This is a genomic window from Marinobacter xestospongiae (assembly GCF_023156385.1).
Classification (GTDB): domain Bacteria; phylum Pseudomonadota; class Gammaproteobacteria; order Pseudomonadales; family Oleiphilaceae; genus Marinobacter; species Marinobacter xestospongiae.
In genome coordinates this window covers 1-26,300 of the sequence record NZ_JAKZAK010000032.1, presented here as the reverse complement: position 1 = coordinate 26,300, position 26,300 = coordinate 1, and the positions used below count along the sequence as shown (strand labels likewise).

Below are 26,300 nucleotides of genomic sequence, written 5' to 3'. Positions count from 1 at the left end.
TGTGCCGCGGATTTCCGCTGTTCCGGGGTGCCTTCCGTAACAACCCATCTGCGAACGCAACGGATCAGGATGACAGAACGAATGACCAGCAAGCTTGACCAGCTCAAGACCATGACTACGGTGGTGGCCGATACCGGTGACCTCGAGGCCATCGCCCAGTGGCGCCCCCAGGACGCCACCACCAACCCCTCCCTGCTGCTTAAAGCGGCCTCCTCCGACGCCTATCGTCCGATGCTCGATGCTGCCATCAATGGCGCCCGCGGGCTGGCAGGGAGCGACGCCGAACAGCTGAGCTATGCCACCGACCTGCTGGCGGTAATCGCGGGCGAGAAGATCCTGCAGCTGATTCCTGGCGTGGTGTCCACCGAAGTGGATGCCCGGCTGTCGTTCGATACCGACGCCACTCTGGCCCGCGCCCGCCGGCTGGTCGAGCTGTACGATCAACGGGGCATCGACACCAGCCGCGTGCTGATCAAGATCGCCTCCACCTGGGAAGGTATTCGCGCCGCCGAGCAACTTGAGAAGGAAGGTATTCGCTGTAACCTCACGCTGCTGTTCTCCTTCGCCCAGGCCGCAGCCTGTGCTGACGCTGGCGCGCACCTGATCTCACCGTTCGTCGGCCGCATTCTCGACTGGCACCTGGCCAACAGCGACCAGGATGCCTTCGCCCCGGAGGACGACCCCGGGGTGCGCTCGGTCACCCGGATCTACAACTACTTCAAGACCCACGATTACAATACCGTGGTGATGGGCGCCAGTTTCCGCAACACGGGCGAGATCGAGATGCTCGCCGGGTGCGACCGGCTCACCATCAGTCCGGCACTGCTGCAATCGCTGCAGGACGACCAGGGCAGCCTCACCAGGCAGCTTTCTCCAGAGCAGGCGAACAGCACCGACACCCCGACGCCGATGACCGAGGCCCGATTCCGCTGGGAATCCAATGAAGACGCCATGGCCACCGAAAAGCTGGCCGATGGCATCCGTCGCTTTGCCGTCGACCAGGTGGAACTGGAAAGCCGGGTCCGCCTGCTGGCGAACGCCGCTTGAAGCTAACGTACTGAAGACAGCGAGATACCCAACCCGATGATTGAGAAGCTGAAACAGCTTTTTCTGGCACCAGCAGATCAGGGGCCGGCGCAGCCGGACCGCCACCAGCTGGCCATTGCTGCCACCGCGCTGATGGTCCAGCTGGCCCGCATCGACCAGGAGCAGGATGAGCGGGAGCTGAAAACCATTGTCGACTGCGCCGTGCAACGACTGGAGGTCACCCGGGAAGAAGCCGAGAGCATCCTCCAGGATGCGCTGAACGAGGCCGAGGACGCCACGTCGCTGTACGAGTTCACCGGCCAGATCAACGATCACCTGGATCAACAGGCCAAGCAGGCGCTGTTGGAGAGCATCTGGCTGGTGGCCTTTGCCGATGGTCGGATTGACCGTTTTGAGGAGCACCTGATCCGCCGCATGGCTGAGCTTCTGCACCTTAACCACCGAGAGTATATGCAGGCGCGCCACCGCGCTGAGGCCAACTCGGGCCCCACCTCAGGCTGACCCAATCGCGTCGGCCTGACCCTGTTCGCGCGCCGCACACCACCGAATGTCACAAGGAGTTGTCCCATGCTAGCCATCCTCCACCCGGATACCCCGCTCGACAGCGAGGAGTACCGTCACACCATGCATTTTCTCGAGAACCTGCCGAACGTCTCCCTGCGGGTTCATGAGATTCAGGGTGAGAAGCAGCGCCTGACCGAGATCTACCTGCTGGGCGATACCAAGACCCTGGACAAGGACGAAATCGCTGCCCTGCCCGCCGTGGAGCGGGTGATCCGGATCTCCGAGGACTACCGCATTCTCGGGCGTCATCGTGACGACCAGCGTCAGTCCGGCTTCCAATACAACGGTGTGCAGTTCGGCCAGGACAACCTCCACGTGTTTGCCGGTCTCTGCGCCGTGGACGTTCCCGAGCATGTGGAGATGATGATGCAGGCCCTCGAGCAGCATGGTCAGGTCTGCACCCGCATGGGCGCCTACAAGCCCCGAACCAATCCCTATTCGTTCCAGGGCCATGGTAAGGGTTGCCTGCCATGGGTGTTCGAGAAAGCCGGCAAGCATGGCATCAAGGTGATCGCCATGGAGATCACCCATGAAAGCCACATTGAAGAAATCGACACCTGCCTGGAAAAGCTGGGCCGGCCGACCGGTGTGATGCTGCAGGTCGGTACCCGCAACACCCAGAACTTTGAGCTGCTCAAAGCCATTGGCCGCCAGAGCACCTACCCGGTGCTGCTGAAGCGGGGCTTTGGTATCACCCTCAATGAATCCCTCAACGCTGCCGAATACCTGGCCAGTGAGGGCAACGCCAATGTGGTGTTCTGTCTGCGCGGCATGAAGACCGAAGCCGGCAACCCTCATCGCAACATGGTGGACTTTGCCCACGTACCGGTGGTCAAACGCCTGACCCGCATGCCAGTGTGCATTGACCCGTCCCATTCTGTCGGCAGCCGGGAACACGCTCCTGATGGCATCCTGGACGTGATGCATGCCACCGCTCAGGGCGTCATAGCCGGTGCCAACATGGTGCTGGTGGACTTCCACCCGAAACCGGAAAAAGCCCTGGTGGACGGCCCCCAGGCCCTGCTAATGGAAGAGCTGTCGGCGTATCTGGACGATGTGCAGCTGTGCCACGAGACCTGGCAGAAGCGTCAGGCGCTGTACAATCGCATCCGGATCGGCTTCTAGGAAAGAAGCGGCATTATGATCATCTATGGGCATCGGGGCGCTCGCGGAGAGGCCCCAGAAAACACCCTGGCCGGCTTTGAGCACGCCTACCGGCACGGTATTCGCCGCTTTGAGTTTGACCTGCTGTTGTCGAGTGACGGCCAGCCCGTGGTCATCCACGACCTGACAGTCGACTGCACCACAAGCGATACCGGCAAGGTTGCTGACTACACCGCCGCGGAACTGGGGCGGATGGATGCACGCCATGGCACGGCGGCGTGGGCCAGCCCCACGCCAATCCCCACCCTGGATCAGGTGTTGGCGGCGATTCCGGACTTTGAGCACCTGCAACTGGAAGTCAAAAGCGACAAACGTCATCGCCTCAACGTTCTGTGCAACCGGCTAACGGAGCTGATCCAGCGCCACGACCTGTTTGAGCGGGTGGTGGTAACGTCAGCCGATACTTGGTTTCTGCAGGAGATTCGCCGTCGTAACCGACGCATCGCGATTGGCGCGGTAGTGGAGCGGCGCTTCCCCAACCCGGTGCAGGTGGCCTCACGACTGAACTGCGATTACCTGATCCTGAACTGGAAACTCTGCTCCGCCAAACTGGTGGAAGAGGCTCACCGGCGGGAGCTGCAGGTGTCGGTGTGGACCGTCAACCGTATACACGACATGCTGACGCTGGAGCAGCACGGCGTCGACAGCATCATCACCGACTACCCGACCAGCACCAAGATCTACTTCGACAACCGGCGCCAGGCACTGCCACATCTGGCCCGAACCACCGACGCTGACGGCAACGACGCGGGCCAACCGTCTCTGAGCAATCAGTGATGCGATCGCTCAGAAACTAGGCCTGTTCGGTCTACCGTGAAACGCTGAGAAGCTCCCGAACTGCCCGCTGAAGGAGCAGTTCGGGATAGCGGAACCGTCAGAAGATACGGTTCAGGCCATTCAGTGCCGCCACCCGGTAGGCTTCCGCCATGGTGGGGTAATTGAAGGTGGTGTTGATGAAGTAGTTGAGGGAGTTGGCCTCCCCTTCCTGATTCATGATCGCCTGTCCGATATGAACGATCTCCGCCGCCTGGTCCCCGAAGCAGTGGATGCCCAGGATCTCCCGGGTCTCACGATGGAACAGGATCTTCAGCATGCCCACCGCTTCGCCGGTGATCTGGGCACGGGCCAGATCCTTGAAGAAGGCCTGGCCGACTTCGTACGGCACCTTGGCTTCCGTCAGCTCACGTTCGGTTTTGCCCACCGAACTGATCTCAGGAATGGTGTAGATGCCCGTGGGCACGTCAGACACGAAGCGGAAATACTCATCGTGCACGATGTCAGACGCCGCTGAACGGCCCTGATCGTACGCCGCACTGGCCAGACTGGGCCAGCCGATAACGTCACCGGCCGCATAGATGTGCGGCACAGACGTGCGGTAGTGCTCGTCCACCGCAAGCTGGCCCCGGCTGTTGGTCTCAAGACCCACGTTCTCCAGACCCAGCTTGTCGGTGTTGCCGCTGCGGCCGTTACACCACAGGAAGGCGTCCGCACGTATCTTTTTGCCGGACTTCAGAGACAGCACCACGCCGTGGTCGTCTCCTTCCACCGATTCATAGCACTCGTTGTGACGCACCAGCACGCCATTGTTGCGCAGGTGGTAGCTGAGCGCGTCAGAGATCTCATCGTCAAGGAAAGACAACAGCCGGCTGCCCGGGTTGATGAGATCCACCTTGACGCCAAGACCTGCAAAGATAGACGCGTACTCAGAACCGATCACCCCGGCGCCATAGATAATCAGCGTGCGCGGTGTGTGGGAGAGATTGAGAATCGAGTCGCTGTTGTAGATGCGGCGATGACGGAAATTCACATCGGGCGGCAGGTAGGGCCTCGAGCCGGTGGCAATCACCACGGTGTCCGCACGCAGGACCTCATTGGCCTGACCATCGCGAATCTCGATGCGGTTGGCATCGAGGAAATAGGCACGGCCGTTGATCAGGTCAATGCGGTTGCGGGCGTAAAACTGGGTTCGCAGCTTCACCTGTTTGCCAATCACCTTCTGGGCGTTCTGCAGTACCCGCGGGAAGGAGAACCAGCGCGGTTCACCGATGTCCCGGAACATCTGGTTGGTGTTGAAGGTGATGATCTGCTTGACGGAATGTCGCAACGCCTTGGAAGGAATGGTTCCCCAGTGGGTGCAGTTGCCACCAACGGTGGGCTTGTCTTCGATGATCGCAACGCGCTTGCCATTCTTGGCGGCGTTCATCGCCGCCCCTTCCCCGGAAGGCCCCGCACCGATAACGACAACGTCGTAGTGATGTTCTGCCATGCGTGCAGCAACTCCTTATCTGCGTGTCTTCAGGATGTTATTTTGATGAGGCCTGGCTGGCATCGTAAGCCAGGGTGTCTGCGGTCTTGCCCTCTTTGGCCAGACGCTCGTTCTCTTCCTTGCACTTCTTGGTGTTGCCACCGCAAATATCACACGCCCCATCCAGGCCCAGGGCACCGATACCGCCGCAGGTGCCACTGATGGGCTTGCGGCCCATAATGACACCAATCGACATGGCCAGCAGAAGAAAACCAACAATCAGGAATACCAGGAGAAACGTACCCATCGTTCTGTCCTCTCATCCCTGCCGTCTTTCGAACCTACTCTACAAGGTAGGATGAAAAGGCAGGTGTGTAATGTGTTTCGAAGCCGTTGTCGCCACGAACAATAAAATACGCCGGAATATTGTCGCGGGTTGCCAGCGCCCGGGCCTTTTCAAAGCCCATCACATTGAACGCCGTGGCAATCCCATCTGCCAGCATACAGTTTTCAGCAATTACCGTCACAGACGCCAGGTTGTGGCCGATCGGCTTACCGGTCAACGGGTCTATGGTATGGGAATAGCGCTGACCTTCCGATTCGTAATAGTTACGATAATCGCCGGATGTGGCCAGGCCGTGGTCATCCAGCACAACCACCCGGTTGACCTGGCGGCGTTCGGATACCGGCTCTTCGATTGCCAGGCGCCACGCCTCATCATCGGGCTTGCGACCCTTGACCCGGATCTCACCGCCCACTTCCACCAGAAACGCCTTCACACCCTGGGCATCGAGGTAGCGGGCAACCGCATCCACACCGTAACCCTTGGCAATTGCCGACAGGTCCAGATACTGGTGCTTTTGGGTACGGACCGCCGGCGGCTCGGCCTGCAGTTCAATGTTCCGGTAACCGGTCTGGGCCATCCGCTCCGCCAGCAATGCCGGCTCGGGAACGGTTTCCGGACGCGCCTCCGGTCCAAACCCCCACAGATTGACGACCGGACCAACAGTAATGTCAAAAGCGCCGCCGCTGAAGCGGGATACCTCCATCGAGGCCGCCAGCACTTCGTGCAACTCCGGTGAGATACCAAACCACTCACTCTGGTCTGCCAGGCTGTTGAAGCGGGAAAGCTCTGAATCGTCCCGCCAGGTCGACATGGAGGCATCCACCTCTTCCAGTACCTGCTGAATGCCCTCACCGAGAGTCTCCAGCCGTTCCGGGTCGTCCGGCAATACGACATTGATATGGTAGCTGGTTCCGAAGATCGGCCCGGATATTTCCCAGACTTTTTCTTCGTCCTTAAACAGGCAACCCGCCAGGGCCGCAGCCACCAACGTCATGAAGACGCTGGTGATTACAGCCCTGACGGGTCTGGTCATGCGGGATGTCATGAGGTCTGCTTAACCCCCAAAGTCGTCCAGCATGATGTTTTCATCCTCGACACCAAGATCCTTCAGCATCTTGATGACCGAGGCGTTCATGATGGGGGGCCCACACATGTAGTACTCACAGTCCTCGGGAGCCGGATGGTCCTTGAGGTAGTTGTCGTACAGAACGTTGTGAATGAACCCGGTGTAGCCGCTCCAGTTGTCCTCTGGCAGAGCATCGGACAGGGCAACGTGCCACTGAAAGTTTTCATTCTCGTTCGCCAGCATGTCGAAGTCTTCCACGTAGAACATCTCGCGGACACTCCGGGCGCCGTACCAGAACGAAATCTTCCGGTTGGAGTTCAGACGCTTGAGCTGGTCAAAAATGTGGGAACGCATCGGTGCCATACCGGCACCACCACCGATGAAGACCATTTCGGCTTCGGTTTCTTTGGCAAAGAACTCACCAAACGGCCCCATCACAGTCACCTTGTCGCCCGGCTTCAGGTTGAAGACGTAGCTGGACATGATTCCCGGCGGATGGTCCGAACCCGGAGGCGGTGTGGCGATCCGGATGTTGAACTTGAGAAGCCCTTTCTCTTCCGGATAGTTCGCCATGGAGTAGGCGCGGATGGTGTCTTCCTTGTTGATCGCCTTGTAGCGCCAGATGTCGTGCTTGTCCCAGTCTTCATGGAACTCTTCCTGAATCTCGAAATCCTTGAAGTTGATTTCGTACGGAGGACACTCCAACTGGACATAACCACCGGCACGGAAAGCCACCTCTTCACCTTCAGGCAGTTTCAGAACCAGTTCCTTGATGAAGGTCGCGACGTTCTCGTTGGAGATGACTTCACACTCCCACTTCTTCACGCCGAAGAACTCTTCAGGCACCTCGATCTTCATGTCCTGCTTCACCGGAACCTGGCAGGACAGGCGCCAGCCTTCCTTCTCTTCCCGGTTGGTGAAGTGGGTCTTTTCGGTGGGCAGCATGGCACCGCCACCTTCCAGAACCTTACATTTACACTGGGCGCAGGTACCACCGCCACCACAGGCGGAGGACAGGAAGATACCGCTGCCCGCGAGCGTTCCCAGCAACTTGCCACCGGCTTCGGTGGTCAGGGTATGCTCGGGATCGTCATTGATTTCAATGGTCACATCACCGGTGCTGACCAGCTTCGAGCGTGCCGCCAGGATGATCGCCACAAGCGACAGCACGATAACGGTGAACATGACCACGCCAAGAATTATTTCTGTATTCATGGTCTCGCCTTTTCGTTGAACCGAATCACCGGATTAGAGTGAAATACCTGAGAACGACATGAAGCCGAGAGACATCAGACCAACGGTAATGAAGGTGATGCCCAGACCGCGCAGGCCTTCGGGTACGTCGCTGTACTTGAGCTTCTCGCGGATACCCGCCAGCGCCACGATGGCGAGGGCCCAGCCCACACCGGCACCGAAGCCGTACACCACACTCTCTCCGAACGTATAGTCACGCTGCACCATGAACAGGGAGGCCCCCATGATGGCGCAGTTAACGGTGATCAGGGGCAGGAACACACCCAGCGCCGAATAGAGCGCGGGAATGTACTTGTCCAGCACCATCTCCATGATCTGTACGATCGCGGCGATAACACCGATGTATGTCAGCAGACCCAAGAAGCTCAGGTCGATGTTCGGCAACCCGGCCCAGCCCAGCGCACCCTCACGGAGGATGTTGTTGTAGATCAGGTTGTTCACCGGAACGGTCAGGGTCAATACCACTACAACGGCGATACCCAAGCCTACCGCAGCCTCAATCTTCTTGGAGATCGCCAGGAAGGTACACATCCCCAGGAAGAAGGCCAGCGCCATGTTTTCAACGAAGATAGCCTTAACGGCCAGACTGATATAATGCTCCATCAGAAGGCCTCCTTCGCGGTATGACGGGACATTTTGTAGTCAGGCTCTTCCACCTGCTCCGGCTTCCAGGCACGCAGGCCCCAGATTGCCAGACCGATGATGAAGAACGCACTCGGAGGCAGCAGCAACAGGCCGTTCGGCACGTACCAGCCACCGGCATTCACGGTCGGCATCAGAGCAACGCCGAACAGCGAACCGGCCCCGAGCAGTTCACGAAAGAACGCCACGAACAGCAGCATCACCGAATAGCCGAGACCGTTACCGATGCCGTCGAGGAAGCTCAGCCAGGGGCCGTTCTTCATCGCGAAGCCTTCGGCGCGACCCATCACGATACAGTTGGTGATGATCAGACCGACGAACACCGACAGCTGCTTGCTGATTTCGTAGGCGTATGCCTTGAGAACCTGGTCAACAACGATAACCAGGGAGGCGATGATGGTCATCTGTACGATGATCCGAATACTGTTCGGGATCTGCGTACGGACCAGGGATACCGCCAGGTTTGAGAACGCAGTTACCGCAATGACCGACAGGCACATCACGATGGTGACGTTCATGCTGGTGGTCACCGCCAGCGCGGAACAGATTCCGAGAATCTGCAGCGCGATCGGGTTGTTACTGAAAATTGGTTCGAAGAGAACCTGCTTGGCTGAAGCGTCTGCCATGATCAGACCTCCCCTTTCCGGAGTTTTTGCAGGAACGCACCGTAGCCTTCCTCGCCCATCCAGTAATTCACCAACTGCTCAACACCACGGCTGGTCAGTGTTGCACCGGACAGAGCGTCGACTTTGTGCTCCTTGTTCTGGTCGTTGGGGTCTACCCCACCTTTAACGAGACGGACCTGGGGCTCGGTAGAGCCGTCATCATAGACCTTCTTGCCGGGCCACTGGTTTTTCCAGCGGGGGTTATCCACTTCACCACCCAGTCCCGGGGTTTCGCCGTGATCGTAGAAACCCAGACCTTCGATGGTGTTGGCATCACCCTCAATGGAAATGAAGCCGTACAGCGTAGACCAGAGGCCATAGCCGTGAATCGGCAGAACCACCCGGGTCACCTGACCACCATCGCTCAGGGTGAAGATCTTGGCAATGTTGGGACGACGCTTGATGCCCGCCGGGTCCTCAGAGGACGCCAGTTTTTCGGACATTTCCGGATCAGAAGCCGCCTTGTACATGTCGTACTTCATGGGGTCTTCGACACCCACAGCAGACGGCTCAACAAACTCACCGGAATCGAGGTCCAGTAGACGCACGTCAAAACGCTGGAATGCCGCTTCGATATCATCGGCACTGGCGTTGGCTTCAAGCATGCCGGCCGCAGCCAGGATGTTGGATTTGATATCCAGGGTCTGGTTGTTGACCTGAGCCGGCTTCAGCATAACCGCGGCGGTGGAGACCACCACCGAGCAGACGATACACAGCGCCAGCGCAACAATCAGGGTTCTGGAGACAGTTTCCTTGGCTTTAGACACGAGCAAGCCTCCGTTTGATGTTGGCCTGAACCACGTAATGGTCCATCAGCGGTGCGAACAGGTTAGCGAACAGGATGGCGAGCATGATGCCTTCCGGGAACGCCGGGTTGACCACACGGATCAGCACGGTCATGACGCCCACCAGGATACCGAAGCACCAGCGACCGGTGTTGGTCATTGCCGCCGACACCGGGTCCGTCGCCATAAACATCATGCCGAAGGCGAAACCGCCCATGACCAGATGCCAGTGAGCCGGCACCGCGAACATTGGATTGGTCTCGGAGCCAACCAGGTTCAGCAGCAACGACATGCCAATCATGCCGATCAGTACACCACCGACGATGCGGTAGGAGGCGATCTTCATGGTCAGCAGGATCAGGCCGCCGATCAGCACGGCAATGGTGGACGTCTCGCCCATGGAACCCTGGATGGTGCCCACGAACGCGTTCATCCAGCCAATGTTCTGTTCCAGCGCCTCAACACCACCACTGGCAGCCCAGCTCAGTGCGGTTGCACCACTGAAGCCATCAACGGCAGTCCACACGGTATCGCCGGAAATCTGCGCCGGGTAGGCAAAGTACAGGAACGCACGACCGGTCAGCGCCGGGTTCAGGAAGTTCTTGCCGGTTCCACCGAACACTTCCTTACCGATCACCACACCGAAGGTGATGCCCAGAGCCACCTGCCACAGCGGAATGGTGGGCGGGCAGATCAGCGCGAACAGCACGGAGGTCACGAAGAACCCTTCGTTGACTTCGTGGCGACGAACGGTGGCAAACAGTACTTCCCAGAACGCACCGACCGCGAACGTGACAGCGTAGATTGGCAGGAAGTAGGCCATGCCATAGACAAAGTTATCCCAGATGCTGGCAGCATCGTTGCCTGCCAGGGCCTGGATAAAGGCCGTACGCAGGCCGCCGTCACCCATCAGGGCATCCGGGTTGGCTGCGAGGTAGCTGTTGGCCTGGAAACCGATGTTCCACATGCCAAAGAACATAGCCGGGAAGGTACACAGCCACACGGTGATCATGATCCGTTTCAGATCAACACCGTCGCGGACGTGAGCGGTCGTGGAGGTGACCTTGCCAGGGGTATAGAAGATGGTGTCTACGGCCTCGTAGAGCGAGTACCAACGCTCGTACTTGCCGCCTTTTTCAAAGTGATGCTCGATGCCATCGAGAAACGTACGGATACTCATATCGTATTAGCCCTCGATCTCGATTCGGGTCAGGTTCTCGCGGAGAATCGGACCGTATTCATATTTACCCGGGCACACGAAGGTACACAGAGCCAGATCTTCCTCGTCGAGCTCCAGCGCGCCGAGCTTCTGGGCCGTCTCGGTATCACCAACGATCAGCGACCGCAGCAGCTGCGTTGGCAGGATATCCAGCGGCATTACCTGCTCATACGCACCAACCGGCACCATGGCCCTTTCACTGCCGTTGGTGGTGGTGGTGAAATCAAATTTCTTGCCACCAACCAGCTTGGACAGGTAAATGTTGAGCACTGAGAAACGGTTGGTACCCGGCGACAGCCAGCCCATGAATTCGCGCTTGGTGCCTTCTTCCAGCACCGAAATCTGGTTGGCAAAGCGTCCCAGATAGGCACAGGGACCGGTACCACGGCGACCGCCGAACACGGAGCCGGAAATCAGTCGCAGCTCGCTGTCGGTTGCCACTTCGCCTTCGGTCAGTTCGGTGAGGCTGGCACCAATGCGGGTGCGGACCAGACGCGGCTTGAGCGCCTTCGGTCCGGCCAGGGCCACGACCCGCTCAACAGGCAACTCGCCGGTTTCAAACAGCTTGGCAATATCGATCACATCCTGATAGCCCAGGGTCCAGACCGATTTGCTGGCACCGACAGGATCAAGGTGGTGGATGTGCGTGCCGACGTTACCGGCCGGGTGAACACCGTCAAACTGGTGCACTTCGACATCGCCAGACTTGGGCACGGGTACGTCGGAGCCGGGCTTGCCGGTGACAAACACTTTGCCGTTGGTCAGCTTGGCCACCAGCGCCAGACCTTTCTCGAACTGGGCGGCGTTCTCACGAATGATCACCGTCGGGTCCGCAGCCAGCGGATTGGTGTCCATTACGGAGACAAAGATAGAATGCGGGGTCGCATCAATCTCGGGCACTTTGCTGTAGGGGCGGGTACGGAAGGCGGTCCAGAGACCGGACTCAACCAGATTGTCGACCACCTGCTGACGCTCAAGGCCTGCCAGGTCGGCTTCGGAGTAACGGGCGAAAGTCTCAGCCTCATCACCATCAATTTCGATGACGATCGACTGGAATACGCGGCGTTCACCCCGGTTTACTTCTTTCACCACCCCTGCTGCGGGTGATGTATAACGCACGCCTTCGGTCTTCTTGTCCGTAAACAGCAGCTCACCGCGCTTGACACGGTCTCCCTCTTTCACAGCCATGGTCGGCTTCATGCCGTTGTAGTCAAAGCCGATCAAAGCCACGTGACGAACGGGCTTGCCATCGGTAATGGTCTGTTCGGGAGCGCCGCTGATGGGAAGATCCAGGCCTTTTTTGATCTTGATCATTAGCCTCGTCCAATCATCAGAAACTTTTCGATGGATTTGCCACGCCTGACCCTGCGGCTCAGGCTCTCCCTACGGCTTGCGCCAGATTGGTAAAACCGAAGCAGCGGACGCAGCAATGGCATGATGATGCCCGGCTCCGTCGCCAGCAGGAATGATCAGAAATCGATGTCAGACGTACCCAAAATCGCGCCAATTATAGAGACTCGGGGCCGGGTTTTCCACCAGAACCGCTTGGACTTTGTACCTAAACGTAATCATCAGAACTACTTACACCATAACGCAAAAACCCCCGCCAGCCAGGAGCCGACAGGGGTTTGAAGCTACGCAGCAGAGCCTGTCAATCCAGGCCTACCAGTCGCCGCTTAACGGGCGCGCTTGGGGAAGATCGGGTAAGTCACGCCAGCCATCTGGTTGACCACACGGATCACCTGGGCGCTGTAACCGAACTCGTTGTCGTACCATACGTACAGAATCAGACGCTTGCCATTGGCAATGGTCGCCTGGGCATCAACCACACCAGCGTGACGGGAACCAACGAAATCGGTGGACACCACTTCCGGCGAGTTGACGAAGTCGATCTGCTTCTGCAGCTCAGAGTGCAGCGCCATTTCCCGCAGGTAGTCATTGGCGCTGTCGACCGTCACCTCTTTTTCCAGGTTCAGATTCAGGATCGCCATGGAAACGTTGGGGGTCGGCACCCGGATGGCGTTACCGCTCAGCTTGCCCTTCAGCTCCGGCAGAGCCTTGGCAACGGCCTTGGCGGCGCCGGTTTCGGTGATCACCATGTTCAGCGGCGCAGAACGGCCACGACGACTACCCTTGTGGTAGTTATCGATCAGGTTCTGGTCGTTGGTGTAGGAGTGCACGGTCTCAACGTGACCGTCTTCAATACCGTACTCATCGTGAATCGCCTTCAGGACCGGCGTGATGGCGTTGGTGGTACAGGAGGCCGCGGACAGGATGCGATCTTCTTCGGTGATCCAATCGTTGTTGATGCCGTACACGATGTTCTTGATGTCGCCCTTGCCCGGCGCGGTCAGGATGACGCGGCTGACGCCCTTGGATTTCAGGTGCAGACCCAGCCCTTCTTCGTCACGCCACTTACCGGTGTTATCGATAACAATGGCGTTGTCGATGCCGTAGCTGTTGTAGTCAACCTTGTCGGGACCGTCGGAGTAGATCACCTTGATGAAGTTGCCGTTGGCCACGATGGCAGAGTTCTCTTCATCCACGGTGATGGTGCCGTTGAACGGACCGTGAACGGAATCGCGACGCAGCAGGCTGGCGCGCTTCTCCAGATCGTTCTCGGCGCCGCCCTGGCGAACCACAATGGCACGCAGGCGCAGGTTGTTACCGCCACCAGCCTTTTCAATCAGGATACGGGCGAGCAGGCGACCAATACGGCCAAAGCCGTAAAGGACCACGTCCTTGGTACCGTTCTCGGCATTTTCCTGGGATTCGGCGCTGAACTGACCAACCACCGGACCGATCTCCTGCTTCAGGAAATCCTCGATGGAGCCATTGCCTTCCGCTTTGAACTTGACCGCCAGCTTTCCGATATCAACGTGAGCACTGCCCAGTTCCAGACGATCCATGGCCTCAAGGATCGGCAGGGTGTCGTGCACAGACAGCTCGCTTTCCTCAACCTGACGCACGAAACGGTGGGCACGAATAATTCCAATCACCGACTGATTGATGATGGAGCGGCCGTAAACGGAAGTGACCACATTATTCTTCCGGTACAGGCGACCGATCAGCGGAATCATCGCCTCAGCGGTGGACTCCCTTTCCGTCCAGTTAGACAGGTGTTGGTTAATCTGTTCGTGGCTCACGCTTCAACCTCTGCAAGTTAGCACTCGGAAAATTGGGCGCATATTATCCAACGTAAAAGCCCCCAGCGCAAATCACACCACTGCCATGACAGCGTCAGTGCCTGGCGGTAGAATGTGCGGCCTTCCGGAACCCCGAATTCAGCCCAGGCAGGAGCTTAGCGTTGCCCAAGATTGAAGGCGTATCCACTGTCTCCCCCACGACCCGCTTGCTGGCCCCGGACTTTCCCGAGCGCGCCGCCGACCACCGCTACTGGGCCGGGCTCACCGGCACCCGGTCCGCGCTGGCCATTGCCGAAACCGCCCGCGACCACGACGGCCTTACGCTGGTGATCACCCGCACCACCGACGAAGCGCTGCAGCTGGAACAGGCAATGCGGTTCTTCCTCGACCTGGGATTCGACGAGGACCAGCCCGCCGTCACCAGTGACGGCCTCGAGCTGCTGTCGCTGCCGGACTGGGAAACGCTGCCCTACGACCTGTTCTCGCCCCATCAGGACATTACCTCCCGCCGCATCCGTACCCTGCACCGGTTACCCGCCATTCGCCGTGGCGTGCTGGTCGTGCCGGCGCGAACGCTAATGCATCGACTGCCGCCGGTGAACTACCTGCAGGGCAACACCCTGTTGCTGGAGGTTGGCCAGCAGTTGGACATCGACAGCTGGCGCCTGGCACTGGAGGCCGCCGGCTACCGGCACGCCGAAAACGTCTACGAGCACGGCGAGTACGCAGTGCGCGGCGCCATCCTGGACATCTACCCGATGGGGTCGGCGCTGCCCTACCGGATCGACCTGTTCGACAACGAGATCGAGACCCTCAGAACCTTCGATCCCGAAACCCAGCGTTCTATTGATCGCATTGAGCGGATCGAGCTGTTGCCGGCGAACGAGTTCCCCTGGCACAAGGAAGCCCGTTCCGGCTTCCGTAACCGCTGGTTTGAGCAATTCGCCAATGCCGACAAGGATGCGCCGATCTATCAGGACATCACGCAGGGCATTACGCCGCCAGGCATCGAGTACTACCTGCCACTGTTCTTCGACACCACGGCAACGCTGTTCGACTACCTGCCGGGCGACACCCGGGTGTTTACCGCCGACAGCCTCAATGACGCTGTTGAGCAGTTCCAGAGCGACACTCTGGCCCGTTACGAGGAACGCCGACACGATCGGTTACGGCCTATTCTACCGCCGGCGACCCTGTTCCTTCGTACCGAGGAACTGTTCGCCCAGCTCAAGCAGTACCCACGGGTGACGCCCATCCACAACACCGCCCGGGACGCCCAGCGCACCGACTTCTGCGCCGCCGAATCACTGCCTGACGTCTCCATGGATGGCCGCAGCAGCGCCCCGGCCGCACGCCTGAAGCAGTTTGTCGCCGATTTTAACGGTCGCATTCTGATCTGCGCGGAATCCTCGGGGCGCCGCGAGGCGCTGCTGGAAAATCTCGCGGAGCATGGCCTGAAACCCAGCACCATCGACAACTGGCCCAGTTTCCTGCAGGAAGATCAGGCAACGCTGGCAATCACCATCGCCCCGATGGAAGACGGCCTGGTCCTGGATCACGCCCAACTGGCTCTGGTCACCGAATCCGCCCTGTTCGGCCAGCAGGTGCTGCAGCGGCGCCGGCGGGAGAAGCCGACCGAAGTCAACGACGCCGGCTACCGCGATCTCTCGGAACTGAGGATTGGGGCACCGGTGGTGCACATTGACCACGGCGTGGGTCGCTATCAGGGCTTGGAGACCATCAGTGTCGACGGCGACGCCACCGAGTTTCTTACTCTGGAATACGCCGGCGGCTCCAAGCTCTACGTCCCGGTTGCCAGCCTGCACCTGATTTCCCGTTACAGCGGTGCTGATACCGACACCGCGCCACTGCACAAACTGGGCAATGAACGCTGGAGCCAGTCCAAGCAGAAGGCGCTGGAGAAAATCCGCGACACCGCTGCCGAGCTGCTCGACGTTTACGCCCGCCGTGAGGCCCGTGAAGGCTTCAAGTTCGACCACCCGGGTGACGCCTACCGAGCCTTCGCCGCTGGCTTCCCGTTCGAGGAGACCCCGGACCAGCAGGCCGCCATCGAAGCGGTGCTGGCCGATATGACCGGCCCCCAGCCCATGGACCGCCTGGTGTGCGGTGACGTCGGCTTCGGCAAGACCGAAGTGGCCATGCGGGCCGCCTTTGTGGCCACCCATTCCGGTAAGCAGGTGGCGGTACTGGTGCCCACCACGCTGCTCGCCCAGCAACACTACGAATCGTTCCGCGATCGCTTCTCCGACACGCCGGTGAATGTGGAACTGCTCAGTCGCTTCCGCAGCTCCAGCCAGACCAGCAAGGCGGTGGAACGCATCGAGAGCGGCACCGCAGATATCGTCATCGGCACCCACAAGCTGCTGCAGGGCGACATCCAGTTCAAGAATCTGGGGCTGGTGATCATTGATGAAGAACACCGCTTTGGCGTGCAACAGAAAGAGCGACTGAAATCCCTGCGCGCCGAGGTGGACATGCTAAACCTCACCGCCACCCCCATACCCCGCACCCTCAACATGGCAATGGGCCACCTTCGGGACCTGTCCATCATTGCCACCCCGCCGGCCCGTCGCCTGTCGGTGAAGACCTTCGTCCGCCAGCGGGACGATGCCATGGTCAAAGAGGCGATCCTGCGGGAGATCCTGCGGGGCGGCCAGGTGTACGTCCTCCACAACGAGGTCAACACCATTGAGAAGGTGGCCGAAGACCTGCGCCGGCTGATTCCCGAGGCCCGGGTGGGCATTGCTCACGGCCAGATGCGGGAACGTGAGCTGGAACAGATCATGTCGGATTTCTACCACAAGCGTTTCAACGTCCTGGTGTGCACCACCATCATTGAAACCGGCATCGACATCCCCAGTGCCAACACCATCATCATTGAGCGTGCCGACAAGTTTGGCCTGGCCCAGCTTCACCAGCTCCGGGGCCGGGTCGGACGCTCCCACCACCAGGCCTACGCGTACCTGCTGACGCCGCCGCCGAAGAGCATCACCAGTGACGCCCGCAAGCGGCTGGAGGCCATCTCCGAAGCCCAGGATCTGGGGGCCGGTTTCATGCTCGCAACCCACGACCTGGAGATCCGCGGCGCCGGCGAACTGCTCGGGGAAGAACAGAGCGGCCAGATCGAGAGCATCGGCTTTACGCTCTACATGCAGCTTCTGGACGAGGCGGTAGACGCCATCAAGGAAGGTCGGACCCCGAACGCGGACCTGCCCCTGAGCCACGGCACCGAGATGAACCTGCGCATCCCGGCACTGATTCCCGACGACTACCTGCCGGACGTGCACAACCGCCTGATGCTATACAAGCGCATCGCCAGCGTCAGCAACCGGGACGCACTGAAGGACCTGCAGGTGGAAATGATTGATCGCTTTGGCCTGCTGCCGGAACCTGCCAAAAATCTGATGCGACAGTCGGAACTGCGCATCCAGGCGGAAGCCCTGGGGATCGTCAAGGTAGACGCTGGCAAGGAATGGGTGCGACTTGAGTTCGGTGCCAGCACGCCGGTCGATCCGCTGGTACTGGTGAAGAAAGTGCAGCAGGCGCCGGACCAGTACCGACTTGAAGGCGCGAGCAGCTTTGCGTTCCGGCTGAAGGACGCGTCAACCGATGGTAAACTCACCGGCATTTCCGACATGCTGGGTCAGCTGAGCCCCTGACCCGGCCTCTGCCATCGGCCCTGCTGGCCTTAAACCGGAACAGCCAGGATTACCCAAAATAGGGACATTACACAGTAAGGGAGACTCCCGTTGCGAACCCTTTTTCAGAAGCACCTTCGCGCCCTGCCCCTGTTAGCGGCAGCGCTTGCCGTCGCTCCGGCGGCCCAGGCGTCCTACACCTACCGCGCCGAACTGGTGCTGGTAGAGCGACTGGTCGACCCGGAATCGGTGGTCGAACAGATGGCCGGCCGGCTGACCGAACCCGGCGAAGCCGCACCGAAGGCATTGTGGGTGGAAGACGCCAACGGCCAACGGCTGTCAGACCTGCGCCTGGTCGGAGAGAACCAGATTACGTTGGCCCGCTCCGCTCAGCGGCTGGAGAACAGCGGCCGCTTCCGTATCCTGGCGAAAGCGGCGTGGTACCAGTCGTTTCCGCCCAATTACCGCAGCGAGCCGATGCAGGTGGCCATCGGAGACTGGTTACCAGGCGCCGGGCACCGGGAAGTGGAAGGCACCATCACCATTGAACGGCAACGCTACCTGCATGTGGAAGTGGCACTGAATCACTGGCAACCGACAGCGGCCGGCGAGCAGACCGCCATTGAGCTAAAGAACCAGACGGCAGTGGCGGAACCGGGGGCAACGGAATCAGCAGCGGGCTCATCCGACGCCTCGGCTGACCCGGCGGCAGACAGCCAAACGCCCCTGGCACCGGTAGCCCGGGAGCCGCAGGCGGAGCTGCTGACTTGGATTCGGGAAACCCGCCGCATGCGCAGTGAGGAAATCCACTTTCTGGATTCCCCCACCATCGGCGTGCTGGTGCTGTTCAGGAGGATTGGGAGCTAAGGGCGCCGAGCGCCTCCATCGAGCCCGCCAGAATCTGTTTGATGTCGGCCATCCCCTCTTCGATGGCCGCCTCGATCTCTTCCATGGTGATGATGTGGTCGGCCTTGCCGGCCGCCCAGTTCACCACCAGCGCCAGACAGCCGTAATTCATTTTCAACTCAGCCGCCAGCACCGCTTCCGGCATGCCGGTCATGCCAACCAGGTGGCAACCATCCCGCTCCAGCCTGACGATCTCCGCCGCGGTCTCCAGACGTGGCCCCTGAGTCGCGGCGTAGGTTCCAAAATCGCTGCAGGCCACCCCTCGATCACGGGCCGCCCGAACCAGGCTTTGTCGCACTTCCGCCGTGTAGGGGTAGGTGAAATCGATGTGGGTGGTCTGCTCCAGCTCACCCTCAAAATAGGTGCTGGGGCGCCCCCAGGTGTAGTCGATCAACTGGTCCGGAATCACCACCTGCGCCGGCCCCATGTCGGCGTGGATACCGCCAACGGCATTCACCGCCACCACGGTTTCGACCCCGGCTTCCCGCAGCGCCCAGAGATTGGCGCGGTAGTTCACCTGATGTGGCGGAATCCGGTGCGGGTTGCCATGGCGGGCCAGGAACACCACCGGCTGATGACCGTAACGGCCATGCACCAGTACGTCTGAGGGCGCTCCCCAGGGTGTATCCATTCGCTGCTCGCCAACAATCTCCAGCCCATCCAACTCGGTCAGGCCAGTCCCGCCTATGATGCCGACGGGAATCTGTCCGCTGCCTGCTTCTGTCATCATGCTTCTCCCCTGGCAGACTGGCTGCTAACGGCCGCGACCGCCTCGTTGTCGCCCTCACCGCCGCCGGAGGTGCCGGAGGACAGCTCGATACCGTCCGGCAGATGCAGGGTTCGGGTCGGGAAGGCGATCTCGGCACCGTGAGCCTCAACAATATCACTGATCTTCAGCAGCACGTCCTGTTTTACCTGATGGTATTTCACCCACTCGGTGGTTTTGGTGAAGGTGTAGATCATGATATCCAATGACGACGCGTTGAAGGTCAGGAAATTGACAATCAGGGTGCGGTTGTCGTCAATCTCGTCATGGGACTCGAGCATGGCCCGGATGTCCGCCACAATCGGCACCATCTGTTTGACGTCCACATAACGGATACCCAGGGTCTCCGAGATGCGTCGGTTCAGCATCCGCGACGGATTCTCCACCGCAATGGTGGTGAAGGCCGCATTGGGAACATAGAGCGGGCGCTGATCAAAGGTGCGGATGGTGGTGAGGCGCCAGCCGATCTTCTCAACCGTTCCCTCAATGTCGCGGTCCGGAGAACGAATCCAGTCCCCCACCTTGAACGGCCGGTCGAGCTGAATGATGAAGCCACCAAAGAAGTTGGCCAGCAGATCCTTGGCGGCAAAACCGATGGCAATACCACCCACACCACCGAAGGCCAGTACCCCGGAAATGCTGTAGCCCAGGGACTGCATCACAATCAGCACCGCCGTGATGATGATCACCGCCCGCATCAGCTTACTGATCGCGGTGACCGTGGTGTAATCCATCGGGCGCTTGACCTTGCCCGGCGACGACAGCATCACCTCGCCCTGCTTGATCACCCCGAGCAGCGTCCACACCAGCAGCCAGATAAAACCAAGGCGCAACATGCTGTCGTTGGCGGTAAAGATCTCCGCCTTGGAGTAGCGGTACGCCGCCTCAGCCGCCCAGTACACCCCCAACAACCAAATGAACGCCACCATCGGCTTGCGTACAGCGTGCAGGAAGGCATCGTCCCAGAGGTTGCGGGACGCCTGGACCCGCCGCTCCATGAACAGGATAACCTTGCTGGCAATGTAGGCCACGACCGCGGTCACCATCACCATGGCGAACACTGCCAGGATGACCCGCCAGGATTCCGGCAACAGCTTGATGCTGTCCAGGGTGCCAATCAGCATTCCAGGTACGTCTTCTTCCATGCTCTCCTCGCTTGAATGTCTGGCCGGCTACGCGTCAGAACGGTCGGTGACGCGCTAGCGAATGGTAACGGCCGTGCCCGCCGCCACAAGATCAAACAGTTCCATCAGATCTGCGTTGCGCATGCGCACGCAGCCGTGGGACAACGGCACCCCCATGGGCTCACTGTCGGGGGTGCCGTGAATGTATATGAAGCGCCGGAAAGTATCGACCCCCGGACCACGATTGCGCCCCCACTCCCGGCCGCAGAGCCAGAGAATACGGGTGAGAATCCAGTCCCGGCGGGGATGACGGTCGGCAAGGTCGGCGCTGTAGATTTCACCGGTCGGGCGACGGGCGATAAACACGCTGTTCTCCGGCATACCCTGACCAATACGGGCGCGGATGTAGTGCTCACCTCGCGGAGTACAGCCAGAGCCGTCCCGCTCCCCCGCACCGTTGAGGGCGGTGGATACCGGGAACCGGCGGTCACCGCCAGGCGCAGCCAGCAGCGTCAGTTGCTGCTGCTGAAGATCGATGATAATGCGGGACTGACTTTGGGCAGGCATGGACTCGGCGCTCGCGCAACGATCGACACGGTGTCTGTGGCGACCGGTGACAGGGATTCAGGTGATTGAAATCCCGAGACTAACCGAGCCCGGCAGGGTCAGGCAACTGAGGGTTTGGTAATTGCTGACGGTGTCGAACCACCGGCCTGCATCCCGGCGGCGAGGAACGGCACCAGGTGACCGGCAATCTCCTGCACCGTGGTTTCCACCCCAAGCTTGTTCTGCAGGATATCCCGCAGGGCATCGCTGCTGGACATGGTGAATGCGGTTGCTCCCAGCATGAACTGGATTCGCCAGTAGCGCTCGACGGCCGTCAGCTGTGGCGTCGCGTTTTTCAGCAGGGTCATGAAGCGACCAAACGGCTGGCTGTACTCCGCTTCGAGGAACTTGCGCAGGTGACCCTGGGATTGGGTATACGCCAGGCCCAGCAACCGCATGAAGATGGAAATGCCTTTCTCGTTGCGCTGAGGCATCCGCACGGCACTTTCTGTTAGTGCCCAGAGGGTTTGCTCGAGTGTGGGCGGGGTGTCACCACAGCGGGCCTCGAGGTCATCAAACGCCGACTCCAGGGTTTGCGAGAACGGCGTCAGAAAACGGGCGAACACAGACTGGATCAGTGCATTCTTGGAACCGAAATGATAGTTCACGGCCGCCAGATTGACCTTGGCCTTGCTGGTTATCATCCGCAGGGAAGTTTCGGAAAAGCCGCGATCGGCAAAAAGCTCTTCGGCCGCGTCAAGGATTCGGTCAACGGTGTCGGACTGCGCCATGGGACTCTCAGTTTCTCAAGCAAACATCTGTTTGAAACATACGTTTGAGACCTGAGGTTGTCAAGTTTTCGCCATTGCGGCTTGCGCTTACTCCGGTTCCTCCCGCGGCTCCGGGGTTGCGGCCACCGACGCCCAGCCCTCATCGATGGCTTGCTGGTTGTCATCAAGAAACGCCTGCTGGAGACTGCTGTAGGCCTTCTCGGACTCCAGCATGAAGATCAGGTAGAGCCGGATATGCTCCCGCCGGGTAACGTGACGACTGAGGTGACGATGCTCTGACAACTCCACCAGGCGGCGGAATCTTACGGAATTGAGCGCAGGATTGAATTCGACCATTTGCGCACACTGCCAGGCCAGGCCGGTCTCCCCTTCCAGATGCTCGATGTGCTTGCGGGCATCCTTGAGCAACCGGTGGCGGCGCATCACCAGTTCGAGGTGGGAGTCCTGGCCGGAGTAAAGCCGACGAATCGCCGGAATGCCAGACAGCAGGATAATCACGAAGGCACCAAAACCGCCCCCCGCCAGCCAGGCCGGCACAAACCCGGTCATCCCGCTCAGGAACACCAGCGCTGCGACCGTGGTGCAGAACAACCACAGATCCCGACGGCGGCGGGCGGCCGCCACGGTGTAGTTGTCCGGCCAGTCCGGCATGGCCAGCAGGTTGAAATCCAGCAACAACACCCGGTCGCACTGGCGCAGCAGCAATCGGCGCTTGCGCTGCTGGCTCGCGGTGGCCTCCGGGCTGCCGAGTGCCGGCTGAGAGCTTGCCGGTGCTGCCTCCGGTGGCGGCAGAGCGTCCTTGTTTCCCTCAGCCTGGTTTGCCTCCGCTCGGTTTCCACCAGCGCCGGGACTGCCTCCCTCTTTGGCGGAACCATCCGACGCACCATCGTCCGCAGGCTCGGTGCCTCCTGAGGCCGGCCGGGCCGGGGGCCGGCCCTCCGGGTCTGCCGGTCGCCCGGGCCGCAACACCGGTGCCGCCTCCGCGCCCGTACCCTGCTGTGTTCGTTCGTCTGTCTCCGCCATGCCCTATCCGTTGTTGTATGTTGACGCAGCCTCTGCAGGAGCCTCTAATGAAAGACCCTTTACTACGTAACGACCCCCGGCGATGCAACTTGAGGTCAGCCCCGGGCCTTGGCACGATCGGACTGCGCCGCTATCCTTCTCCCCCTCCAACCTCAGAGCGAGATCTCCATGTTTACAGGAATTGTCCAGGGTATCGCCAGCATTGAGCGCATTGACTGCCAGCCAGGCCTGAAAACCTTCACCATTCGCTTTCCGCAAGCGCAGGTCCAGAAGGTTGAGATCGGCGCATCGGTAGCGATTGATGGCACCTGCCTCACCGTAACCCGGCAGGCAGACGACTGCCTGACCTTCGACGCCATGCAGGAGACCCTGGAGCGGACCACGCTGGACGACCGCACTGGCGGCGACGCCGTGAACTTTGAGCGTGCCGCCCGCATTGGCGATGAGATTGGCGGCCACCTGGTTTCCGGCCACATCCACACCACCGCCGACTGCATCGCCATCATCCGCAGCGACAACAACCAGTCCCTGACCTTCCGGGTCCGGCCCGAGTGGATGCGTTACATCTTTGCCAAGGGCTTCATCGCCATCAATGGCGCCAGCCTGACCGTCGGCGAGGTTGGTGAGGACCACTTCAACGTCCACCTGATCCCTGAAACCCTGCGGGCCACCACGTTCAAGGATCTGCAGGAAGGCGACCGGGTCAACATCGAGATCGACAGTCAGACCCAGACCATTGTCGATACCCTGGCACGTCTGGGCTACGATCGCCCGCCCCGCTGAGACACTGGCTCTGCCGCCGCCAGAACCACAAACTTCGGGTCCGCCGCCAACTGGCGGACCTGACGGAAAGACTTCCGTAAGGAGCGGTGGTACCCCAGATGCCGGTTGCCCACCATCAGCAACTGACCGCCCGGTCGCAAAGCGCGACTGGCCTGAGCAAACAGCTTCAGCGCAATGTGATCCCCCACGGCGCCACCGTCATGGAAAGGCGGATTGAGCAGCACCAGATCGAATTCACCGCTTGCGTCTGTGCCGTCCTGGCACACGAATGACGCCTGCGCCGCCGGCAAGGCCTGCTGTACGTTGATCTCGGCACTGGCAACCGCCTGACTGGAAACATCCGCAAACAGCACCGACACATCGTCCCTATGGCTCAACACAGTCAGCCCCTGGACCCCATTGCCGCAAGCCAGATCCAGCACCCGGGCGCCCGGCGCCAGCGAATTCGCCGCCTGCGCGGCCCAGGGCAGCAACTGGCGCGCACCGATGTCCAGCCGCTCCCGCGAAAACACCGCAGGCAGCCCCTTCACCGGCAGTCCCGCATCCGGCAGCTCAAATCCGCGAAGCAAGCCGTCCCACCCAGCCAACACTGAAGTGCCCCGCCGGCAAACCACCACTCGGGCCTTTTTGCGCGCTGGCAAAACCGCCTCAGTGGTCACCAGCCGGTTGAACACATCCACACTGCGGTCTGGCAGATGCTTGATCATGCCCCCTGCAAGCAAAAGGCCGTCTTCATCCAGCACCTCATTGCACCAGCGCAACAGGTACTCCAGATAGTCGAGTTGCCGGGGAATCCGCAGGATCACCACATCAAACGGCCCCGGGGGCGGTGCCTGCCAGTTGGCGACCGCCGGTGACGCCAGCCCATTGGCGGCAGCGTTGCGGGCCAGAGCGTGGGGAAGCACCGCGCTGTCGGCGACAACCTCCGGCGCAGCGTCCGCCAGCCCCAGGGTCAGCGCGCCAAAACCGTCATCGACAATGGCCACACGCTGGCCAGTCCGGAGCCGTTCATCCGCCACTTGCAACAGCAGCTCATCCGCGGCATCCCAGGCCCGTAAACCAGGGCCACCACCGGGGCGACAGAGGGTCAGTGATCGTTGCGGCGTCATCAGCACGTCGGTTGTCATATTGGGCATCTGCTCTCAGGTATTCGGTCAGGGCGCCATTCTAGGCTGATTATTCTAGAAATTAACCCTAGAGTGCTAATCATGATCCTGGCGGGACGTCAGTAGCACGGCGCAGACCGGCCTACAGCAACAGGGCTGCCCCAATCCCCCCATTCATCAACAGAGACAGCGACATGATTCAGGAATCCATCAAACAGAGCCTGGAAAGCGTTCAGGCCACCCGTGAACGACTGGAACAGCAACTGCGACCGCAGCTGGACTGGGCATCTGGAGAATTGAAGAAGGTTCTGGTTGAGCTCGGCGCCGACAGTGCAGAACCCGCATCGCTGCAGGAGACCCTGCAACAGATTCGCGAGCGCAATCCGTCACTTCGGGTCTTCACTCGCCGGCTCGATGTCGCCACCTACGACCTGCGCAAGAAGCTCTGGTGGGACGCCAACATGATGACCGCATTCGCGACCAGCAAGGCCGAGGCCGCTTACGATACGGACATCCGCCCCAAGCTGCAGGCCGTTCGCAGTGAGACCGAAGCCCGCGCCCGCACCGCCATGGAACAGATCAGACAGCTGTCCCGTCAACTGACCCGTCAGGACGACGCCAGCGACACCGAATGATTTCAGGTTGTGATCCGAAAGGACGCATACCTCTCCTTGCCCCTCACCCCAGGGGCTTTTTTTTGCCCTCGACATCCACCGAAAAACCGCAGCACAGCACCTCGGGCGGAAAACGCAAACCCTGAAGGCAAACAGCAAGTGCAGTACCGCTCGTTCCTAGCGCCCCGGAATACTCACCCCAGAACACCTCCGCCGGTGTGCGGTATCCCAGTCGTTTTCTGGGACGATTATTGAGCTCATCGACCACCCGGTTCAGAGCCTGCTGGCTGACTTTGGCGAAGTTGGTTCCTTTCGGGTAATAGTGTCGCAGCAGGTCAACCAGCAGGTATCCGCTGCGACTCTCCACCAGCGTTACGATGCCGGACTGCTTGTGACCATGCAGCACGGTGCCTCCTTCCCAGTGGCCGACGCTCAGTCGTTGCTCAATATCGGCAAGTCGACATTCTATACCTTTTCGGCTCGAAATCTTGCCCAAGCCCGGGCGTTTGCCAGATCTCGTCAGACGCGACACATTCTGGAGTGGCACCCGTAAGTCCAGAGCTCGCCGCCTTTGTCGCGGCCCCGACGGATCAAGTCGTAGATCCACTGGCGACTGCCCCGGAGCTGCTCCAAGCGTGCCATCAGGCCGGCGATCTGCTCCGGACTCCAGCGTTTTCGGGTCAACCTGATGTCAGACAATAACCGCAGCACTTTGAGACCTGATGTCAGACAATAACCGCAGCACTTTGAGATAACGAGGTGGAGGAAGGAGGGTCGCTGCCGGTACCCTCATTCGCTTTACCGACCAAAGTGAAGCAGTGATGGGATACCGACAACTG

Annotated in this window: 24 protein-coding genes and 1 pseudogene; 8 read left to right on the top strand and 17 right to left on the bottom strand. The window is 60.2% G+C overall.

Annotated elements, in window-relative coordinates; genetic code table 11:
• The first annotated feature begins 81 nt into the window (after nt 1-81).
• The 4 genes from tal to MLD24_RS19240 all read left to right on the top strand — a co-directional run bounded on the left by tal (nt 82) and on the right by MLD24_RS19240 (nt 3,552).
• On the top strand, nt 82-1,047 hold the full coding sequence (gene tal / locus MLD24_RS19255; protein WP_248168685.1) for a transaldolase: 966 nt from the start codon (nt 82-84) through the stop codon (nt 1,045-1,047).
• Nucleotides 1,048-1,083: 36 nt separating this feature from the next.
• Entirely contained in the window at nt 1,084-1,548 is a 465-nt protein-coding gene (locus tag MLD24_RS19250) for a tellurite resistance TerB family protein (RefSeq protein WP_248168684.1), read from the top strand.
• Between the two features lie 66 nt (nt 1,549-1,614).
• Nucleotides 1,615-2,736 carry a 3-deoxy-7-phosphoheptulonate synthase gene (locus tag MLD24_RS19245; protein WP_248168683.1) on the top strand — a complete coding sequence of 374 codons (1,122 nt, stop codon included), beginning with the start codon at nt 1,615-1,617 and terminating at the stop codon, nt 2,734-2,736.
• A gap of 15 nt (nt 2,737-2,751) precedes the next feature.
• Nucleotides 2,752-3,552 (top strand): glycerophosphodiester phosphodiesterase, encoded by an 801-nt coding sequence (locus MLD24_RS19240; RefSeq protein ID WP_248168682.1) that lies wholly within the window; start codon nt 2,752-2,754, stop codon nt 3,550-3,552.
• Between the two features lie 97 nt (nt 3,553-3,649).
• Here MLD24_RS19240 and sthA read toward each other — a convergent pair whose 3' ends face one another.
• From sthA to MLD24_RS19190, 10 genes are all read right to left on the bottom strand, one after another.
• Nucleotides 3,650-5,041 (bottom strand): Si-specific NAD(P)(+) transhydrogenase, encoded by a 1,392-nt coding sequence (gene sthA, locus MLD24_RS19235; RefSeq protein WP_227175517.1) that lies wholly within the window; start codon nt 5,039-5,041, stop codon nt 3,650-3,652.
• 37 nt (nt 5,042-5,078) lie between these two features.
• On the bottom strand, nt 5,079-5,327 hold the full coding sequence (nqrM, locus tag MLD24_RS19230; protein WP_227175516.1) for a (Na+)-NQR maturation NqrM: 249 nt from the start codon (nt 5,325-5,327) through the stop codon (nt 5,079-5,081).
• Nucleotides 5,328-5,361: 34 nt separating this feature from the next.
• On the bottom strand, nt 5,362-6,411 hold the full coding sequence (locus MLD24_RS19225; RefSeq protein WP_248168681.1) for an FAD:protein FMN transferase: 1,050 nt from the start codon (nt 6,409-6,411) through the stop codon (nt 5,362-5,364).
• A gap of 9 nt (nt 6,412-6,420) precedes the next feature.
• Complete coding sequence (gene nqrF, locus MLD24_RS19220) at nt 6,421-7,647, bottom strand: NADH:ubiquinone reductase (Na(+)-transporting) subunit F (RefSeq protein WP_227175514.1); 1,227 nt, start codon at nt 7,645-7,647, stop codon at nt 6,421-6,423.
• A 33-nt stretch (nt 7,648-7,680) separates the two neighbouring features.
• Nucleotides 7,681-8,289, bottom strand: a complete 609-nt coding sequence (gene nqrE / locus MLD24_RS19215; RefSeq protein WP_227175513.1) for an NADH:ubiquinone reductase (Na(+)-transporting) subunit E — start codon at nt 8,287-8,289, stop codon at nt 7,681-7,683.
• A complete protein-coding gene (locus tag MLD24_RS19210) occupies nt 8,289-8,954 on the bottom strand; it encodes an NADH:ubiquinone reductase (Na(+)-transporting) subunit D (protein ID WP_227175512.1) in 666 nt (221 codons plus the stop codon). Before MLD24_RS19210 ends, nqrE begins: the two co-directional genes overlap by 1 nt.
• Before the next feature lie 2 nt (nt 8,955-8,956).
• Complete coding sequence (locus tag MLD24_RS19205; RefSeq protein WP_248168680.1) at nt 8,957-9,760, bottom strand: Na(+)-translocating NADH-quinone reductase subunit C; 804 nt, start codon at nt 9,758-9,760, stop codon at nt 8,957-8,959.
• A complete protein-coding gene (locus tag MLD24_RS19200; RefSeq protein ID WP_248168679.1) occupies nt 9,753-10,958 on the bottom strand; it encodes an NADH:ubiquinone reductase (Na(+)-transporting) subunit B in 1,206 nt (401 codons plus the stop codon). The genes MLD24_RS19205 and MLD24_RS19200 overlap by 8 nt, the downstream gene beginning before the upstream one ends.
• 6 nt (nt 10,959-10,964) lie before the next feature.
• Nucleotides 10,965-12,311, bottom strand: coding sequence for a Na(+)-translocating NADH-quinone reductase subunit A (locus MLD24_RS19195; RefSeq protein ID WP_248168678.1), 1,347 nt, complete (start codon nt 12,309-12,311; stop codon nt 10,965-10,967).
• A 362-nt stretch (nt 12,312-12,673) separates the two neighbouring features.
• Nucleotides 12,674-14,143, bottom strand: coding sequence for a glyceraldehyde-3-phosphate dehydrogenase (locus MLD24_RS19190; protein ID WP_227175508.1), 1,470 nt, complete (start codon nt 14,141-14,143; stop codon nt 12,674-12,676).
• Nucleotides 14,144-14,304: 161 nt separating this feature from the next.
• Here MLD24_RS19190 and mfd point away from each other — a divergent pair, with 161 nt between their 5' ends.
• Together mfd and MLD24_RS19180 are read left to right on the top strand one after the other, a co-directional pair.
• Nucleotides 14,305-17,823, top strand: coding sequence for a transcription-repair coupling factor (gene mfd, locus MLD24_RS19185; RefSeq protein ID WP_248168677.1), 3,519 nt, complete (start codon nt 14,305-14,307; stop codon nt 17,821-17,823).
• Between the two features lie 90 nt (nt 17,824-17,913).
• Nucleotides 17,914-18,669 carry a CsiV family protein gene (locus MLD24_RS19180; RefSeq protein ID WP_227175506.1) on the top strand — a complete coding sequence of 252 codons (756 nt, stop codon included), beginning with the start codon at nt 17,914-17,916 and terminating at the stop codon, nt 18,667-18,669.
• Here MLD24_RS19180 and MLD24_RS19175 read toward each other — a convergent pair.
• The 5 genes from MLD24_RS19175 to MLD24_RS19155 form a co-directional block, all read right to left on the bottom strand.
• The gene (locus MLD24_RS19175) at nt 18,650-19,438 is read right to left on the bottom strand and encodes an S-methyl-5'-thioinosine phosphorylase (RefSeq protein ID WP_416381902.1); all 789 of its coding nucleotides are present in this window, start codon (nt 19,436-19,438) and stop codon (nt 18,650-18,652) included. The two genes, MLD24_RS19180 and MLD24_RS19175, sit on opposite strands and share 20 nt — an antisense overlap.
• Complete coding sequence (locus MLD24_RS19170; protein ID WP_248168676.1) at nt 19,435-20,619, bottom strand: mechanosensitive ion channel family protein; 1,185 nt, start codon at nt 20,617-20,619, stop codon at nt 19,435-19,437. The genes MLD24_RS19175 and MLD24_RS19170 overlap by 4 nt, the downstream gene beginning before the upstream one ends.
• A gap of 54 nt (nt 20,620-20,673) precedes the next feature.
• Nucleotides 20,674-21,165, bottom strand: coding sequence for a L,D-transpeptidase (locus MLD24_RS19165; RefSeq protein ID WP_248168675.1), 492 nt, complete (start codon nt 21,163-21,165; stop codon nt 20,674-20,676).
• Nucleotides 21,166-21,263: 98 nt separating this feature from the next.
• Entirely contained in the window at nt 21,264-21,935 is a 672-nt protein-coding gene (locus MLD24_RS19160) for a TetR/AcrR family transcriptional regulator (protein WP_227175503.1), read from the bottom strand.
• 87 nt (nt 21,936-22,022) lie between these two features.
• Nucleotides 22,023-22,958: a hypothetical protein gene (locus MLD24_RS19155; protein WP_248168674.1), complete on the bottom strand. Its 936-nt coding sequence runs from the start codon at nt 22,956-22,958 to the stop codon at nt 22,023-22,025.
• Between the two features lie 168 nt (nt 22,959-23,126).
• Between MLD24_RS19155 and MLD24_RS19150 the strand changes: the two genes are divergently transcribed.
• Nucleotides 23,127-23,741: a riboflavin synthase subunit alpha gene (locus MLD24_RS19150; RefSeq protein ID WP_248168673.1), complete on the top strand. Its 615-nt coding sequence runs from the start codon at nt 23,127-23,129 to the stop codon at nt 23,739-23,741.
• On the opposite strand, the gene MLD24_RS19145 is transcribed toward MLD24_RS19150, so the two are convergent.
• Nucleotides 23,720-24,877: a methyltransferase gene (locus MLD24_RS19145; protein WP_344815420.1), complete on the bottom strand. Its 1,158-nt coding sequence runs from the start codon at nt 24,875-24,877 to the stop codon at nt 23,720-23,722. The genes MLD24_RS19150 and MLD24_RS19145 overlap by 22 nt on opposite strands.
• Nucleotides 24,878-25,041: 164 nt before the next feature.
• Between MLD24_RS19145 and MLD24_RS19140 the strand changes: the two genes are divergently transcribed.
• Nucleotides 25,042-25,482 (top strand): hypothetical protein, encoded by a 441-nt coding sequence (locus MLD24_RS19140; protein WP_227175500.1) that lies wholly within the window; start codon nt 25,042-25,044, stop codon nt 25,480-25,482.
• Between the two features lie 184 nt (nt 25,483-25,666).
• Here MLD24_RS19140 and MLD24_RS21760 read toward each other — a convergent pair.
• Nucleotides 25,667-25,795 (bottom strand): annotated as a pseudogene (locus MLD24_RS21760) (IS30 family transposase); the annotation flags it as partial.
• Nucleotides 25,796-26,300: the final 505 nt, after the last annotated feature.